Source organism: Cellulomonas gilvus ATCC 13127, from assembly GCF_000218545.1.
Classification (GTDB): Bacteria; Actinomycetota; Actinomycetes; order Actinomycetales; family Cellulomonadaceae; genus Cellulomonas; species Cellulomonas gilvus.
The window spans coordinates 2,190,539-2,204,782 of sequence record NC_015671.1 but is presented as its reverse complement, the minus strand read 5'-3'; the positions used below and the strand labels follow the sequence as shown (position 1 = coordinate 2,204,782).

General features: G+C 74.4%; 12 protein-coding genes. 9 read left to right on the top strand and 3 right to left on the bottom strand.

Features of this window, described 5'->3' with window-relative positions; translation table 11 throughout:
* Nucleotides 1–5 precede the first annotated feature (5 nt).
* A complete protein-coding gene (locus CELGI_RS10205) occupies nucleotides 6–1,019 on the top strand; it encodes an L-lactate dehydrogenase (protein WP_013884042.1) in 1,014 nt (337 codons plus the stop codon).
* 176 nt (nucleotides 1,020–1,195) lie between these two features.
* Here the strand turns inward: CELGI_RS10205 and lexA are convergent, their stop codons facing one another.
* On the bottom strand, nucleotides 1,196–1,945 hold the full coding sequence (lexA, locus tag CELGI_RS10195; protein WP_013884041.1) for a transcriptional repressor LexA: 750 nt from the start codon (nucleotides 1,943–1,945) through the stop codon (nucleotides 1,196–1,198).
* Nucleotides 1,946–2,222: 277 nt separating this feature from the next.
* On the opposite strand from lexA, the gene CELGI_RS10190 reads away from it, so the two are divergent.
* The 4 genes from CELGI_RS10190 (at nucleotide 2,223) to CELGI_RS10175 (ending at nucleotide 5,875) form a co-directional block, all read left to right on the top strand.
* A complete protein-coding gene (locus CELGI_RS10190) occupies nucleotides 2,223–2,609 on the top strand; it encodes a LysM peptidoglycan-binding domain-containing protein (RefSeq protein WP_013884040.1) in 387 nt (128 codons plus the stop codon).
* 390 nt (nucleotides 2,610–2,999) lie between these two features.
* Nucleotides 3,000–3,503, top strand: coding sequence for a transcriptional regulator NrdR (gene nrdR, locus CELGI_RS10185; protein ID WP_013884039.1), 504 nt, complete (start codon nucleotides 3,000–3,002; stop codon nucleotides 3,501–3,503).
* Nucleotides 3,504–3,558: 55 nt separating this feature from the next.
* The gene (locus CELGI_RS10180; protein ID WP_013884038.1) at nucleotides 3,559–5,613 is read left to right on the top strand and encodes a S9 family peptidase; all 2,055 of its coding nucleotides are present in this window, start codon (nucleotides 3,559–3,561) and stop codon (nucleotides 5,611–5,613) included.
* A gap of 70 nt (nucleotides 5,614–5,683) precedes the next feature.
* On the top strand, nucleotides 5,684–5,875 hold the full coding sequence (locus CELGI_RS10175) for a DUF5302 domain-containing protein (protein ID WP_013884037.1): 192 nt from the start codon (nucleotides 5,684–5,686) through the stop codon (nucleotides 5,873–5,875).
* 98 nt (nucleotides 5,876–5,973) lie between these two features.
* Here CELGI_RS10175 and serA read toward each other — a convergent pair whose 3' ends face one another.
* Nucleotides 5,974–7,173 carry a phosphoglycerate dehydrogenase gene (gene serA / locus CELGI_RS10170; protein WP_013884036.1) on the bottom strand — a complete coding sequence of 400 codons (1,200 nt, stop codon included), beginning with the start codon at nucleotides 7,171–7,173 and terminating at the stop codon, nucleotides 5,974–5,976.
* Between the two features lie 108 nt (nucleotides 7,174–7,281).
* Nucleotides 7,282–9,519, bottom strand: coding sequence for a HelD family protein (locus CELGI_RS10165; RefSeq protein WP_013884035.1), 2,238 nt, complete (start codon nucleotides 9,517–9,519; stop codon nucleotides 7,282–7,284).
* 220 nt (nucleotides 9,520–9,739) lie between these two features.
* Between CELGI_RS10165 and CELGI_RS10160 the strand changes: the two genes are divergently transcribed.
* The 4 genes from CELGI_RS10160 to CELGI_RS10145 all read left to right on the top strand — a co-directional run bounded on the left by CELGI_RS10160 (nucleotide 9,740) and on the right by CELGI_RS10145 (nucleotide 14,093).
* A complete protein-coding gene (locus tag CELGI_RS10160; RefSeq protein ID WP_013884034.1) occupies nucleotides 9,740–10,966 on the top strand; it encodes a PP2C family protein-serine/threonine phosphatase in 1,227 nt (408 codons plus the stop codon).
* Nucleotides 10,963–12,606, top strand: a complete 1,644-nt coding sequence (locus tag CELGI_RS10155) for a sensor histidine kinase (RefSeq protein WP_013884033.1) — start codon at nucleotides 10,963–10,965, stop codon at nucleotides 12,604–12,606. The genes CELGI_RS10160 and CELGI_RS10155 overlap by 4 nt, the downstream gene beginning before the upstream one ends.
* On the top strand, nucleotides 12,603–13,043 hold the full coding sequence (locus tag CELGI_RS10150; RefSeq protein WP_013884032.1) for a response regulator: 441 nt from the start codon (nucleotides 12,603–12,605) through the stop codon (nucleotides 13,041–13,043). The genes CELGI_RS10155 and CELGI_RS10150 overlap by 4 nt, the downstream gene beginning before the upstream one ends.
* A 120-nt stretch (nucleotides 13,044–13,163) precedes the next feature.
* The gene (locus CELGI_RS10145) at nucleotides 13,164–14,093 is read left to right on the top strand and encodes a proteasome assembly chaperone family protein (protein WP_013884031.1); all 930 of its coding nucleotides are present in this window, start codon (nucleotides 13,164–13,166) and stop codon (nucleotides 14,091–14,093) included.
* The last annotated feature ends 151 nt before the right edge of the window (nucleotides 14,094–14,244 follow it).

Genomic DNA, 14,244 nt, shown 5'->3' with positions numbered 1-14,244 from the left:
GCATCATGCCTGACCAGGACATCGCACCCGCCGCCAGCGGAGAGGTGCCGGCGCACGCCGGACCCGCCCAGCGGCGTACGTCGAAGCTCGCGATCGTGGGCGCGGGCGCCGTCGGCTCGACCATGGCGTACGCGGCGCTCATGCGCGGCGCCGCGCGGCACGTGGCGCTGTTCGACATCAACAAGGCCAAGGTCGAGGCCGAGGCGCTCGACCTGGGCCACGGCATCCAGTTCATGTCGATGGCCGAGGTCGTCGGCTCCGACGACATCGCGGTGTGCGCGGACGCGGACGTCGTGATGTTCACCGCGGGTGCCAAGCAGAAGCCCGGGCAGACCCGCACGGACCTGGCCGAGGCGACCATCAACCTCGTCTCCAAGGTGCTGCCCTCGATCGTCGAGGTCGCGCCGCACGCGGTGTACGTCATGGTGACGAACCCGGTCGACGTGGTGACGTACGCCGCCCTGAAGATCTCGGGCCTGCCGCCCCAGCAGCTGTTCGGCTCGGGCACGGTGCTCGACTCGTCCCGCCTGCGCTACCTCCTGGCGCGGCACACCGGCGTGGCCGTGCAGAACGTGCACGCGTACATCGCGGGCGAGCACGGCGACACGGAGCTGCCGCTGTGGAGCTCGGCGTCGATCGGCTCCATCCCGCTGCTCGAGTGGCAGGGCGTGGGCGAGGGCGCGTCGCTGACGGGAGCCGTCCGGGACCAGATCGCGCGCGAGGTGGTCGAGTCGGCGTACCGGATCATCGAGGGCAAGGGCGCCACGAACTACGCGGTGGCGCTCGCCGGGTCGCGCATCATCGAGGCGATCATCAAGGACGAGCGGCGCGTGCTGCCGGTGTCCTCGCTGCTGACCGACTACCACGGGATCAGCGACGTGTGCCTCTCGGTGCCCAGCATCGTCGGCTCGGCCGGGGTGCTCGAGCAGCTGCCGATCCCGATGTCGGTCGACGAGCTCTCGGGCATGCGCGCGTCGGCCACCGCGGTGCGTGAGGTCGCCAAGCGCTTCGGCTACTGACGTCCGCCGGACCGGCCGCCTCGGGGATCCTCCTCTGAGGCGGCCGGTGCCGTGTCCGCCCGGGCGTCCTGGGTGGGCGGCTCGTCGTCACGACGCGCGCCCGCCGGCCGGCCGAGCCGCTCCGCGAGCCGGCGCGCGAGGTCGCGCGGCGGGTCGGGGCGGCGGCCGGGCATGGCTCAGAGGCTGCGCAGCACGCTGACGACCCGGCCGAGGATCGTCGCGTCGTCGCCCGGGATCGGTGCGTAGGCGGTGTTGTGCGGCATCAGCCAGACGTGACCCTCGGCGCGCCGCAGCGTCTTGACCGTGGCCTCGCCGTCGATCATCGCGGCGACGATCTCGCCGTTCTCGGCGACCGGCTGGCGCCGGACGACGACCCAGTCGCCGTCGCAGATCGCCGCGTCCACCATCGAGTCACCGCTGACCTTGAGCAGGAACAGGTCGCCGTCGCCCACGAGCTGTCGGGGGAGCGGGAACACGTCCTCGACGACCTGCTCCGCGAGGATCGGCCCGCCAGCGGCGATGCGCCCGACGACGGGCACGTAGGAGGGTGCGGGTACGCGCTCGGCACCCGCGCCGCCGACGAGGTCCACCTGCGTGTCCGCCCCCGCCGTGGCCCATCCCGCGACGCTGCGCGAGTCGTCCGGGTGCACGACCTCGATCGCGCGCGGCCGCTTGGGGTCACGGCGCAGGTAGCCCTTGCGCTCGAGCGCGGTGAGCTGGTGCTTGACGCTCGACGGGCTGGTCAGCCCGACGGCCTCGCCGATCTCCCGCATGCTCGGCGGATAGCCGCGGGACTCGACCGACGCGCGGATGGTCTCGAGCACCAGGCGCTGGCGCGCGGTCAGGCCGTCGGGGCCCGCCGGGGTCTCCGGCAGCTCGTGCACCGTCGCTCGCTCGTCCTGCGTGGCTCCCACTGCGTCCGTCACGTCCAGCCCTCCTGTCCGAGCGCCCACCGCGCCGTCCCCTGCGACGGCCCACCGCCCGCGCCCGGTGGTTCCGGTGGCCGGGACCGGGGCGTGTCGGTGGTCGATGGTGCGCTGTTCCTCGTCGGTGAGCCTACGCAGCGCGGACAGGGATCTCAAACATCTGTTCGACATCTGTGGACGCGTGTCGGACGGCTCTGGTAGACATCGTACAGACGTACGACGAACAGGTGTATGACGAACGGGTGTTCGGACACGGACGCCGCGGAGAGGAGTCGGCATGAGCGCGATGGTGATCGGTGGAGCAGTGCGCGGCGGCGGTGCTGCCATGCCCGTCCTCGTGCGGCCGGCTCGTGCGCGGCGCACCTCCTCGCAGCCCGCGCTGCACCTGACGCGTCGCGGGCGTGCCGTCCTCGTGGGGCTGGCGCTCGTGCTCGTCGCGTTCGCGGTCGCCCTGGGTGCGCGGGCGGCGGTCGCGGCGGGCGACGGCGACGTGCGGATCGACCGGCACGTCGTGCAACCGGGCGAGACCATGTGGTCGATCGCCGAGTCGTCGCGGGGTGCGGGCGAGTCCGTGCAGGACCAGGTGCGCGAGCTCGTCCGGGTCAACGGGCTGTCGGGCGCGCACCTGACGGCGGGGCAGGAGCTGGTGGTGCCGCGGGGCTGACGGGGACGCCCCCCGGCGCGCGTCCGCGCCGGGGCGTACCTGGCCTTGTGCACGCGCAAGCGGTCCGTTAGGTTAGGCACACCTCACTTCGAGAGCTGGGGGGCTCAGAGGCGAGGGGCGGGGTGGCGCTCGGCGCCGCCATCGGCGGGACCCGGTCCCGCGCGGACCCGCAGCACACCGCGCAGCCGAGGCGAGTCGGCCCGCGGCCCGGGACGGGGCGTCCCGGAGGGGCGGTCACCTGCGGGTGGCCGCCCCTCAGCCGTCCGGCGGTGGCCGCCTTGCGATGCCGCGGGCGTGTGGCCTAGCGTCGCGGGGGCGCGTGACGGGGCGGAGCCCGGCCCGCGCCCCGCTCGGAGGCCGCCAGGTCTCGCCCGATCACCGGAGGCCCAGGTGCACTGCCCGTTCTGCCGTCATCCGGACTCGCGCGTCGTCGACTCGCGCACGTCGGACGACGGCGCCTCGATCCGGCGCCGCCGGCAGTGCCCGTCCTGCAACCGACGGTTCACCACGGTCGAGACCACGAGCCTCTCGGTGGTCAAGCGCTCGGGGGCGACCGAGCCGTTCAGCCGCGACAAGATCACGGGCGGCGTGCGCAAGGCGTGCCAGGGGCGCCCGGTCAGCGAGGACGACCTGGCGCTGCTCGCGCAGAAGGTCGAGGAGACGCTGCGCTCGTCGGGCTCGGCGGAGATCGACGCCTACGAGATCGGGCTGGCGATCCTGGGGCCGCTGCGTGAGCTCGACGAGGTCGCGTACCTGCGGTTCGCGAGCGTCTACCAGGCGTTCGACTCGCTCGAGGACTTCGAGGCCGCGATCACGGTGCTGCGCGCCGAGCGCGCCGAGCGTGCCGCGGCGCGGGGCGACGAGCCCGCCGCCGCCACCCACGTCGACGACTGATCGGGACCGGCGGCGCGCGTCCGTCGCGGTCAGGGCTGCGCGATAGCGTCGCGTCATGCTCCCTGACGACCTGTACCTGTGGTGCGCCCCGGGGGCGCCCGCGCTGCTGCCCGACGGATCGGCGGCGGTGATCGCCGTGCACGGGCCGGATGCGGCGGCGGACGCCGTCACGGGCGGGCTGTGGCTCGTCCCGCTGAACGGCGGCGCACCGCGCGTGCTCACCCGTGGCTTCGCCGACTCCGCACCGCAGGTGTCGGCGGACGGCAGATGGGTGGTGTTCATCCGTCGCACGGCCGACGGTCCGGGTCAGGTGCACGTGGTCGAGGCGGCGGGCGGTGAGCCCGTCGCGCTGACCGACGCGCCGCTGGGCGCGCAGCAGCCCGTGGTCTCGCCCGACTCGCGCCGTGTCGCCTACGTGGCCCGCGTGCCCGAGCCCGGCCGGTACGAGCGCGGGGGCAAGCCGGGTGCTGAGCCGCCGCGCCTGGTGACCGAGCTGCGCTACCGGGCCGACGGGCTCGGCTACGTGCGCGACCGCGAGCGTGCGGTGTTCGTGGTGGACCTGCCACCGCTCGCGTCGCCGGGGGCGGGGGTGCCCCAGGACGCCCCCGAGCCCGTCCGCATCTCGCCCGCGGGGCTCGACGTGAACGGCCCCCGGTGGCTGCCGGACGGTTCGGGGGTGACGGTGGTCGCCGCCCGGCACGGCGCGCGCGAGGTGGACCTGCGGCGCGACGCCGTGGTCCTCCCGGTCCCGCCGTCGCCCGCACCGGACGTCGCGGCCGAGGACCAGGCCGCGCCCGTGCTCGGCGCCGTGCGGCCCGTCACGGACGCGGACGCCGGTTCGACGCTCGCGGTCGGGGCGGTGCTCCCGGACCCGGACGGCGCGCGCGTGTGGCTGCTCGCCGCCGACATGGGCGCGTCCGGGCGGGACTGCGTCGCGGCGCTCACCGGGCTGTTCGTGCTCGAGGTCGCCGCGGACGGCACGCCCGTCGGCGCGCCCGTCCGGCTGACCGACCCGGAGAGGGTGGACCTCGACCCCGGTGTGCTCGTCGCCGCGGATGGCGGCGTGCTCGTCGCGCCGCTGCGGGAGGGTGCCGTGCACCTGGTCCGGGTCGAGCCCGACGCGACGGTGGCCGAGCTGCTCGGCGGCACCGACGTCGTCACGTCGGCCACGCACGCGGCGGGGCGGACCGTCGCGGTCCGGGCGACGCCCGACAGCGCGGGCGACCTGGTCGTCGTGACGGACGGCGGCGCGCGCGCTCTCACGGACCTGTCGGCGCGGCTGCGGGCGACCGGGCGCCTGCGCAGGCCGCAGCCGGTCACGGCCCTGGCACCCGACGGCTACCGCGTCGAGGGATGGCTCACGACGCCGGACCCGGAACGCTTCGGTGCGGGTCCGCACCCCACGATCCTGATGATCCACGGCGGGCCGTTCGCGCAGTACACGCACGCCCTGTTCGACGAGGTGCAGGTGCTCGCGGCGGCCGGGTACGCGGTGGTGCACGGCAACCCGCGCGGCTCGGCGGGCCGGGGACGTGCGCACGGACGGGCGATCCGGCACGCGTTCGGCACGGTCGACGCGGACGACGTGCTCGCGCTGCTCGACCACGTGCTCGCGGACGAGCGCCTGGACGCGACGCGCACGGGCGTGATGGGCGGGTCCTACGGCGGCTACCTGACGGCGTGGCTGACCACGCGGACCGAGCGGTTCACGGCGGCGATCGTGGAGCGTGGCTTCCTCGACCCGGTCAGCTTCGTCGGGTCGAGCGACATCGGCTGGTTCTTCGGGCAGGAGAACGTGGGGGACCCGGCGGTCGAACCCGAGCTGGTCGCCGCGCAGTCGCCCATGGCCCATGTGGGCGCGGTCCGCACACCGACGCTCGTCATCCACTCGGAGCAGGACTGGCGGTGCCCTGTCGAGCAGGGGCAGCGCTGGTTCACCGAGCTGCGGCTGCGCGGCGTGCCGGCCGAGCTGCTCCTGTTCCCGGGCGAGGGGCACGAGCTGTCCCGGTCCGGGCTGCCGTCGCACCGCGTCGCGCGGTTCGAGCACGTGCTGCGGTGGTGGGCGCGTCACCTGCCGGTCGGAGCCGCGCGGGTCACGGCCGACGCGTGACGAATCGAGTTGGCGCGCGGCGCCGGTCTCGGACAGGCTGGGACGACCAACGCGGAGGGAAGGACGGCCGATGACGGACGACCAGCGCCAGGCAGGCGATTCGATCGAGGACCAGAAGGCGAAGTTCCGCGAGGCGCTCGAGCGCAAGAAGGCCGGCGGTCACCGCGTGGCCGACGGCTCCACGAACACGGGCGCCGTGCACGGCTCGGAGACCTCCGGCCCCGCGCAGCGGCGCTTCCAGCGCAAGTCCGGCGCGTCGTGACCGACGCGCTCTGACCGGGTCACCGCCCGGGACCGACGACGAGGCCCGCCCCCGGGTGATCCGGGCGCGGGCCTCGTCGTCGTCGGCGGTGCCGGCGGTCAGGACAGCAGGCGCAGGCGCACGGCCTCGGGCTGCGCGCGCAGCGCCTCGACCACGTCGTCGGACACGGGCGAGCCCGCGTCGGTGACCACGTACCCGAGCTCGCCGCGCGTCGCGAGCAGCTGACCCTCGATGTTCACGCCGTGCTCGGCGAGCGTGGCGTTGACGTCGGCCAGGACCCCCGGGACGTTGCGGTGCAGGAACGCGAGGCGGTGCACGCCCGGCGGCTGGTCGAGCGCGACGTTGGGCAGGTTGACGGACAGCGTCGTCGAGCCGGTCGACAGGTAGTCGCGCACCTTGTTCGAGACGAACTGGCCGATCGACTCCTGCGCCTCCTCGGTCGAGCCGCCCGTGTGGGGCGTGAGGATGACGTTCGGCAGCCCGCACAGCTCGGACTCGAACGGGTCGCCCTTGCGCTTGGGCTCCACGGGGAACACGTCGATCGCCGCACCCGACAGGTGGCCGGAGACGATCGCGTCACGCACCGCGGCCGGGTCGACGACGAACCCGCGCGACAGGTTGAGCAGGATCGACCCGGGCTTCATGGCGGCGATCTGGGGCGCCCCGAAGAAGCCGGCGTTTCCGGGCCGCCCGTCGACGTGCAGCGTCACGACGTCGGAGACCGCGAGCAGCTCCTCGAGCGTCGCGGCGCGGCGCGCGTTGCCGAGCGCGAGCTTCTCGGCCGCGTCGTAGAACACGACCGACATGCCGAGGTTCTCGGCGAGGACCGACAGCTGCGTGCCGATGTTGCCGTAGCCGATGATCCCGAGCGTGCGCCCGCGCACCTCGTGCGCGCCCGTCGCGGACTTGTTCCACGTGCCCGCGTGCATCTCCTTGTCGAAGACGGTCAGGCGGCGGGTCAGCGCGATGATGTCGGCGATCGCGATCTCGACCACGGAGCGCGTGTTGGAGAACGGCGCGTTGAACGCCGCGACGCCCAGCGAGGCCGCGGCGCGCAGGTCGATCTGGTTGGTGCCGATGCAGTACGCGCCGATCGCGACGAGGTCGGGGGCGTGCGCCAGGACGTCGGCGGTCACGTGGGTCTTGGACCGGATGCCGAGCAGGTGGACCCCGTCGAGCGCGTCGACGAGCTCGGACTCGTCGAGTGCACCGGTACGGGTGACGACGTCGAAGCCCGCGGTCTCGAGGATCGCGCGGGCCTGCGGGTGGAGGTTCTCGAGCAACAGGGCCTTGGGCACGGGCCTATCGTGCGCCTGTCCGGGTGCTGGGCGGGTCGGTGTCCGCCCAACGGACACGGTGGCACCACGCACCTGCACGACGTGCGCGCAGGTCAGGAAGCGGCCCGGTCACAGGCCCGCGGGCAGCTCCCGCGCGTGCAGCACGTGCAGCGCCCGCGTGGGTCGGGTCATCGCCACGTACAGGTCGCCGGCCGATCCCGCGAGCACCTCCGCCGGCTCGACGAGCACCACGACGTCGAACTCGAGCCCCTTGGCCTCGAGCGGCGTGAGCACGACGACGGGCGCGTCCAGGTCCGGCGCACCCGTCCCACCCGCCACGGGGAGCCCGCCGGCCGCGGCGGCGGTGCGCAGGTCGTCGCGCCGCGCACCTGAGGCGATGACCGCGACCCGCCCGGCGCCCGTCTCGTCGAGCACCGTGGCCAGCGCGGCGCGCGCGGCGTCCACGGCGGCGTCCGTGAGCGCGTGCGCGTCGGTGCGCGTCACGACGAGCGACCCGGGCACGTCGCGCGCCGACGTGAGCGGTGAGCGCGGCAGACGGGCCGCGTCGGCGACGCGTACCGCGGCGTCCGCGACCTGCGCGGGCGTCCTGTAGTTGACGGTGAGGTCCGCCTGCCGCCACTGGCCCGGCAGCAGCGGGTCGAGCATGGCCGCCCAGCTGCGGGCACCCGCGCTCGACGTGGTCTGCGCGACGTCGCCGACGATCGTCAGGCTCCGGGTCGGCACCCGGCGCAGCAGGACGCGCCAGGCCATCGCGGACAGCTCCTGCGCCTCGTCGACGACGACGTGCCCGTACGTCCAGCTGCGGTCGGCCGCCGCCCGCTCGGCCGTGGTCAGGGCTGGGCCGCCCGAGGAGAACCGGTCCGCGAGCAGCTCGGCCGAGACGAACGCGCCGCCCCCGGTCTGCTCGAGCACCTGCCGTGCGTAGGCGACCTCCTTCTGGCGCGCGTCGGCCGCTGCGCGGGCCTGCGCACGACTGGCCTGGTCGTCCTCGCCGAGCAGCTCGGCGGCCTCGTCGAGCAGCGGCACGTCGGCGGGGGTCCACGGTGCGTCGGCGGGCCGGGCGAGCAGCGCGCGCTCACGCGCGGACAGGTGCGGGGCCGCCTGCTCGAGCCGCCACGGCTTGCTCCACAGGTCGCTCAGCAGCTTCTCGGGGGTCAGCGGCATCCAGGCGAGGTTGAGCGCGACTCGGATCTCCCGCGTGGTGCGGAGCTCCTCGACGATCTCCGCACGCTCGTCGGGCGGGACCTCGAACGCGAGCTGGGCGACGTACTGCGCGGCGAGCCGGCCCAGCATGTCCCGCACGAACGCGACGCGCGCCAGGTTGTGCGGGCGGTGCAGACGCCGCGCGCGCGCGATCGCCTGCGCGACGTCGTTCGGCCGGACCACGACGGTGCGTCCGTCGATGCGCACCGTGACCGGCTCGGCGGGGACGCGCTGGCGCGCCCGCACGGCGCGCGCGACCACCTGCGCCATCGCGGCCCGGCCCTTGAGCCGTGCGACCGCGTCGGGCTCGGTGCCGTCCGCGAGCACGCCCGGCACGAGCTCGGAGATCGTCGTGGTGACCACGCCCGTCTCGCCGAGCGAGGGGAGCACCTGGTCGATGTACCGCAGGAACGTGCGCGAGGGTCCGACGAGCAGGACGCCCGAGCGCTCGAGCACGCGACGGTGCGCGTACAGGAGGTACGCGGCGCGGTGCAGCGCGACCGCGGTCTTGCCCGTGCCCGGACCGCCCTGCACGACGAGCGCACCCGTGAGCGACGACCGGATGATCGTGTCCTGCTCCGCCTGGATCGTCGCGACGATGTCACCCATGCGGCCCGTGCGCCCGGCCCGCAGCCCGGCGAGCAGCGCGCCCTCGCCCGAGAGCCCGGCGAGCGCGTCGTCGTCGCCGTCCAGGAGGTCCAGGTCCAGGACCTCGTCCTCGACGCCCGTGACGGTGCGGCCCCGCGTGACCACGTGGCGGCGCCGGCGCACGCCGTCCGGGTGGGCCGCGGTGGCGCGGTAGAACGCCTGCGCCGCGGGTGCGCGCCAGTCGGTGAGCAGCGGGGTCTGCTCGGCGTCGGTGAGCCCGATGCGCCCCACGTACCGGCGGGAGTCGTCGTCGAGGTCGAGCCGGCCGAACACCAGGCGCTCCTCGACCGCCTCGAGCTGCGCGAGCCGGTCCTCGTAGAGCGTCGCGAACGCGTCGCGCTCGCTGCGGTTCTGCGGCGAGCCCGACGGCCCCTGCCGGCGCACGTCCGCGAGCCGTCCGCGCGTCTGCGCGCGCAGCTCGTCCAGGCGGCCGTAGACGACGTCGACCTGGTCCTGCTCGAGCGCGATCTCGTGGTCGTTGCCGCTCGCGGTCACGTGGGCGTCCTCCTGGGCATCGTGGGCGTCGACGGGCCGGCCGGGCCGCGCGCGCGGTGTCGCCCACGCACGGGCGCGAGCGGCCGACCATTCTTCCACCACCAGGGCACCTGCGGGCGCCACGCGCCGGTCCGGCTGGGCCCGCGCGCGCGTGGGGTCGTATCCTGCGGTGCGCCGGGCTCGTCAATGCCCTGGGGACGAGCCGCGAGAGAGGACGACGTTGATCGATCTCGAGAGCGCGGCGTCACCTCGCGACGACGACCGCGACCCGCTCCTGACCGGCGACGACGTGCCCACCCCGGAGCCCGTGCCGAGCGTGCTGGTGGTCGAGGACGACGAGGGCGACTGGGTCCTGGTCGCCGAGCACCTCGAGGACGCGGGCCTGGAGGCGCACCTGACGCGGGCCAGAACGCTGGACGAGGCGGTCGGCATGCTCGACGTGGACTGCGTCCTGCTCGACCTGGGCCTGCCCGACGCGACGGGCCTGCCCGCGCTCGGGCGGCTGCTCGAGGCCGGTGCGCCCGCCGTGGTGGTGCTCACCGGCCTCGCGGACACGCGCACGGGCCTGGCCGCGGTCGCGGCGGGCGCGCAGGACTACCTGGTCAAGGGTGACGTGGACGGCGAGCGTCTGGGCCGGTCGGTGCGCTACGCCATCCAGCGCCGCCGGCTCGAGGTGGCCGACCGCGAGCTGTACCGCAGCCGTGTGCGGGAGCAGGAGACGACGCGTCTCGAGCAGGCGCTCCTGCCGCGCCCCGCCGTGCGGGACGCGTCGGTCGAGCTGCGCGTGGGCTACCGCGCCGGCCGGGACGGCCTGCTCGGCGGGGACTTCTACGACGCGGTCGAACGGCCCGACGGCTCTGTCCTCGTCATGGTCGGCGACGTGTGCGGGCACGGTCCCGACGAGGCGGCGCTCGGCGCCACGCTGCGCACCGCGTGGCGCACGCTCGTGATCGCGGGGACGCCCACCGGGGACGTGCTCGGGCTCCTCGAGCGCGTGCTGGAGGCAGAACGCGCGCGCACCGAGGTGTTCACGACCGTCGCGATGGTCGAGGTCGCCCCGGACCGTCGCTCGGCCGACCTGTACCTGGCGGGGCACCCGGTCCCGTTCCTCCTCGGCCCCCCGACCACGCTGGTCCCCGCCGACCGCCGCGGACGTGCGCTCGGCATCCCGGTCGCGGGCGGGTGGCAGCCGCTGCACCTCGCGCTCGGCGACGCGTGGCGGCTGCTGCTGCACACCGACGGCCTGATGGAGGCGACGCTCGCCGACTCCACCGATCGTCTCGGCAAGCCGGGCCTGCGGGACGTGATCGACGCCGCGCTCGCGGCCGAGCAGGCCGATCCCACCGCGACGAACCTCGTGGACGTCGTCATCGAGCGCGTCCGCGCGCTGCACGGCGGCCCGCTGGTCGACGACGCCGCGGTCGTCCTGATCGGCAGCCGCGCGTGACGGCGGCCCACCCGCAGTCGACGTCGCTGCGCCACCGCCTGCGCCGGCTGCTCGTCGGCACGGGCACGTTCCTGGCCGTCCTCGTCGCGCTCGCCGCGGTCGCGTTCGCGCAGCAGGTGCAGCGTCAGGACGCTGTCACGCAGGACCTGTTCAACGCGATCGTCGCGTCCGACGGTGCGTACATCCGCCTGATCGACGCCGAGACGGGCCTGCGCGGGTACGCGATCACCGGGGAGCGCGCATCGCTGGCCCCCTACGAGGACGCGGTCGCGTCGGGCATCTCGTTCGACGCGATCGCCGACGGGATCGACCGCGTGGGCGTCGCGCCGTCGGTGCTCGAGGCCGCGAGCCGGGCCGACCGCTCGGCGCGGGCCTGGCTCGAGGACTACGCCGCGCCGCTCGTCGCGCAGATCGAGGCGGACGGCCCGCAGTCGGTCCAGCCCGGCCAGGTCGACCGCGGTCAGGAGCAGTTCGACCAGGTCCGGCTCGACGTCGCCGCGTTCGTGGACCAGCTGCGGGAGATGCGCGAGGGGATCTCGGCCGAGCTCACGTCCTGGACCCGTGCCGCGTCGACCGTGGTGGGCGTCCTGGCGGTCGTCGCCGTGACCGTGGGCGTGGTGCTGTGGTTCGCGCTGCGCCGCTGGGTGGTCGAGCCGCTCGAGTCCGTCGCGCACGACGTGCGGCAGGTCGCGTCGGGCGAGCTGGGCCACGCGGTCCGGGCCGAGGGCCCCGACGAGGTCGTCGCGATGGCGCGCGACGTCGAGCTCATGCGCGTCGCGCTCGTCGACCAGGTGCGTTCGGTCGAGAGCGCGCGCGCCGAGGTCGAGGACGCGCACGCCCGGCTCGCGGAGCGCGCCGAGGAGCTGCACCGCTCCAACCGCGACCTCGAGCAGTTCGCGTACGTCGCGTCGCACGACCTCCAGGAGCCGCTGCGCAAGGTCGCGAGCTTCACCCAGCTGCTCCAGAAGAGGTACGGCGGCCAGCTCGACGAGCGCGCGGACCAGTACATCGAGTTCGCGGTCGACGGGGCCAAGCGCATGCAGCGCCTGATCCAGGACCTGCTGGGCTTCTCGCGCGTCGGGCGCACGGGCACCGAGGTCGTCGACGTGGACCTCGCGGCGGCGCTCGCGACCGCGACCGACCAGCTCTCGGAGGTGATCGCCGAGACGGGTGCGGTCGTCACGCACGACCCGCTGCCCACCGTCCGCGGCGAGCAGCCGCTGCTCGTCCAGCTGTTCCAGAACCTCGTCGGGAACGCCGTGAAGTTCCGCTCTCCCGACCGCACCCCGCTCGTGCACGTGAGCGCGCGCCGCGTGACGGACGCGTGGGAGCTCGTCTGCGCCGACAACGGCATCGGCATCGACGAGCAGTACGCCGAGCGCGTGTTCGTGATCTTCCAGCGCCTGCACGCCAAGGACGTGTACGACGGCACGGGCATCGGCCTGGCGCTGTGCAAGAAGATCGTCGAGTTCCACCGGGGCACGATCTGGATCGAGCAGCCCGCCGACGGCGTCGGCACGCGCATCTGCTGGACGATCCCCGACGAGCGCCCCGAGCAGCCCTCCCCGACGGGCGACCAGCCCGGCGCACCGCAGGACCCCACCGGCGCACCGCGCGCCCAGGACGGAGCCACACCATGAGCACGCTGCGCAAGCCCATCGAGGTCCTCCTGGTCGAGGACGACCCGGGTGACGTCCTCATGACGCGTGAGGCGTTCGAGCACAACAAGGTGCGCAACACGCTCACCGTGATGGCCGACGGCGTGAGCGCGCTCGAGTACCTGCGCAAGGAGGGCGAGCACGCGGACGCCCCCACGCCGGACCTGATCCTGCTGGACCTCAACCTGCCGCGCATGGACGGCCGCGAGGTCCTCGAGGCCCTCAAGGCCGACGAGCGGCTGCGGATGATCCCGGTCGTCGTGCTCACCACGTCCGAGGCCGAGGAGGACGTGGTGCGCAGCTACGCGCTGCACGCCAACGCGTACGTGACCAAGCCCGTCGACTTCGACGCGTTCATCACCGTGGTGCGGCAGATCGACGAGTTCTTCGTCGAGGTCGTGCGGCTCCCGCAGCGCTGACGCCGGCGCGCCCGACCCCGGCGGTCCCGGGGTCGGGAATCGGCCGCGCTCGCTGCGCGTTGTGCCGCACGTCCGACGAGGCGACGCGTGTCGCCCCCCGCAGACGAGGAGCGCGTGAGCATGCTGGAGCCGAGCGAGATCTACGAGCTGGACGCGGTCGTGGCCGCCGAGGTCGACGCGCGCGCGGCCGCGCAGGGCTCCGGCCCCGTGCTGGTGCACGCGGTGCGTGGCTTCGTCGACGCGGGATCGGCGGGTCAGCTCGCCGTCGACCACCTGGTCACCGAGCTGGACGCGCAGCGGCTGGCGACGTTCGACGCCGACCAGCTGGTCGACTACCGCTCGCGGCGGCCGACCATGACGTTCGACGGCCACACGTGGGCCAGCTATGACGAGCCGCGCCTGGTCGTCGACATGGTGCGCGACGCGGACGGCGTGCCGTTCCTCCTGATGCACGGCAGCGAGCCGGACGTGCAGTGGGAGCGGTACGTGGCCGCGGTGCAGCAGATCGTCGAGCGCTTCGACGTGCCGCTCACCGTCGGTGTGCACGGCATCCCGATGGGCCTGCCGCACACGCGTCCCACGTCGCTCACGGCGCACGCCACGCGGCCCGAGCTCGTCGCGGACCACCCGTCCTGGTTCGGGACGGTCCAGGTCCCCGCGAGCGTGGGTGCGCTGCTGGAGCTGCGCCTGGGCGAGGCCGGGCACGACGCGATGGGCTTCGCGGTGCACGTGCCGCACTACCTCGCGCAGTCGCAGTACCCGCAGGCGAGCATCGCCGCGCTGCGTGCCGTCGAGCGTGCGACCGGTCTCGAGCTGCGCACGGGTGAGCTCGACGCCGCCGCGACCGCGGCGACGCTCGAGATCGAGCGTCAGGTGGCGGAGTCCGACGAGGTGCGGTCGCTCGTGCACGCGCTCGAGGAGCAGTACGACGCGTTCAGCCGGAGCATCGGCCGCACGAGCCTGCTCGCGCCGACCTCGGACCTGCCGACCGCCGACGAGCTGGGTGCGGAGTTCGAGCGGTTCCTCGCGTCGCAGGCTGACGACTCCTGAGGCTGCGCACCGTCACCCTTCCGGCGCAGCCTTAACCCAATCGTTGCCGAAATGGGGCGAACCAGTGACTCGAGACGTGGCGCAGGACACATCGCCGGTGCAAGGATCGCTGGCGTTGCAGTGGCGTGATCGTGTGACCGGAGCCCCGCCG

Bases quoted from the DNA above. Each gene is read 5' to 3' on its own strand.
- CELGI_RS10205 (WP_013884042.1), top strand. From the start codon at position 6: ATGCCTGACCAGGACATCGCACCCGCCGCCAGCGGAGAGGTGCCGGCG.
- CELGI_RS10190 (WP_013884040.1), top strand. From the start codon at position 2,223: ATGAGCGCGATGGTGATCGGTGGAGCAGTGCGCGGCGGCGGTGCTGCC.
- CELGI_RS10180 (WP_013884038.1), top strand. From the start codon at position 3,559: ATGCTCCCTGACGACCTGTACCTGTGGTGCGCCCCGGGGGCGCCCGCG.
- CELGI_RS10175 (WP_013884037.1), top strand. From the start codon at position 5,684: ATGACGGACGACCAGCGCCAGGCAGGCGATTCGATCGAGGACCAGAAG.
- CELGI_RS10150 (WP_013884032.1), top strand. From the start codon at position 12,603: ATGAGCACGCTGCGCAAGCCCATCGAGGTCCTCCTGGTCGAGGACGAC.
- CELGI_RS10145 (WP_013884031.1), top strand. From the start codon at position 13,164: ATGCTGGAGCCGAGCGAGATCTACGAGCTGGACGCGGTCGTGGCCGCC.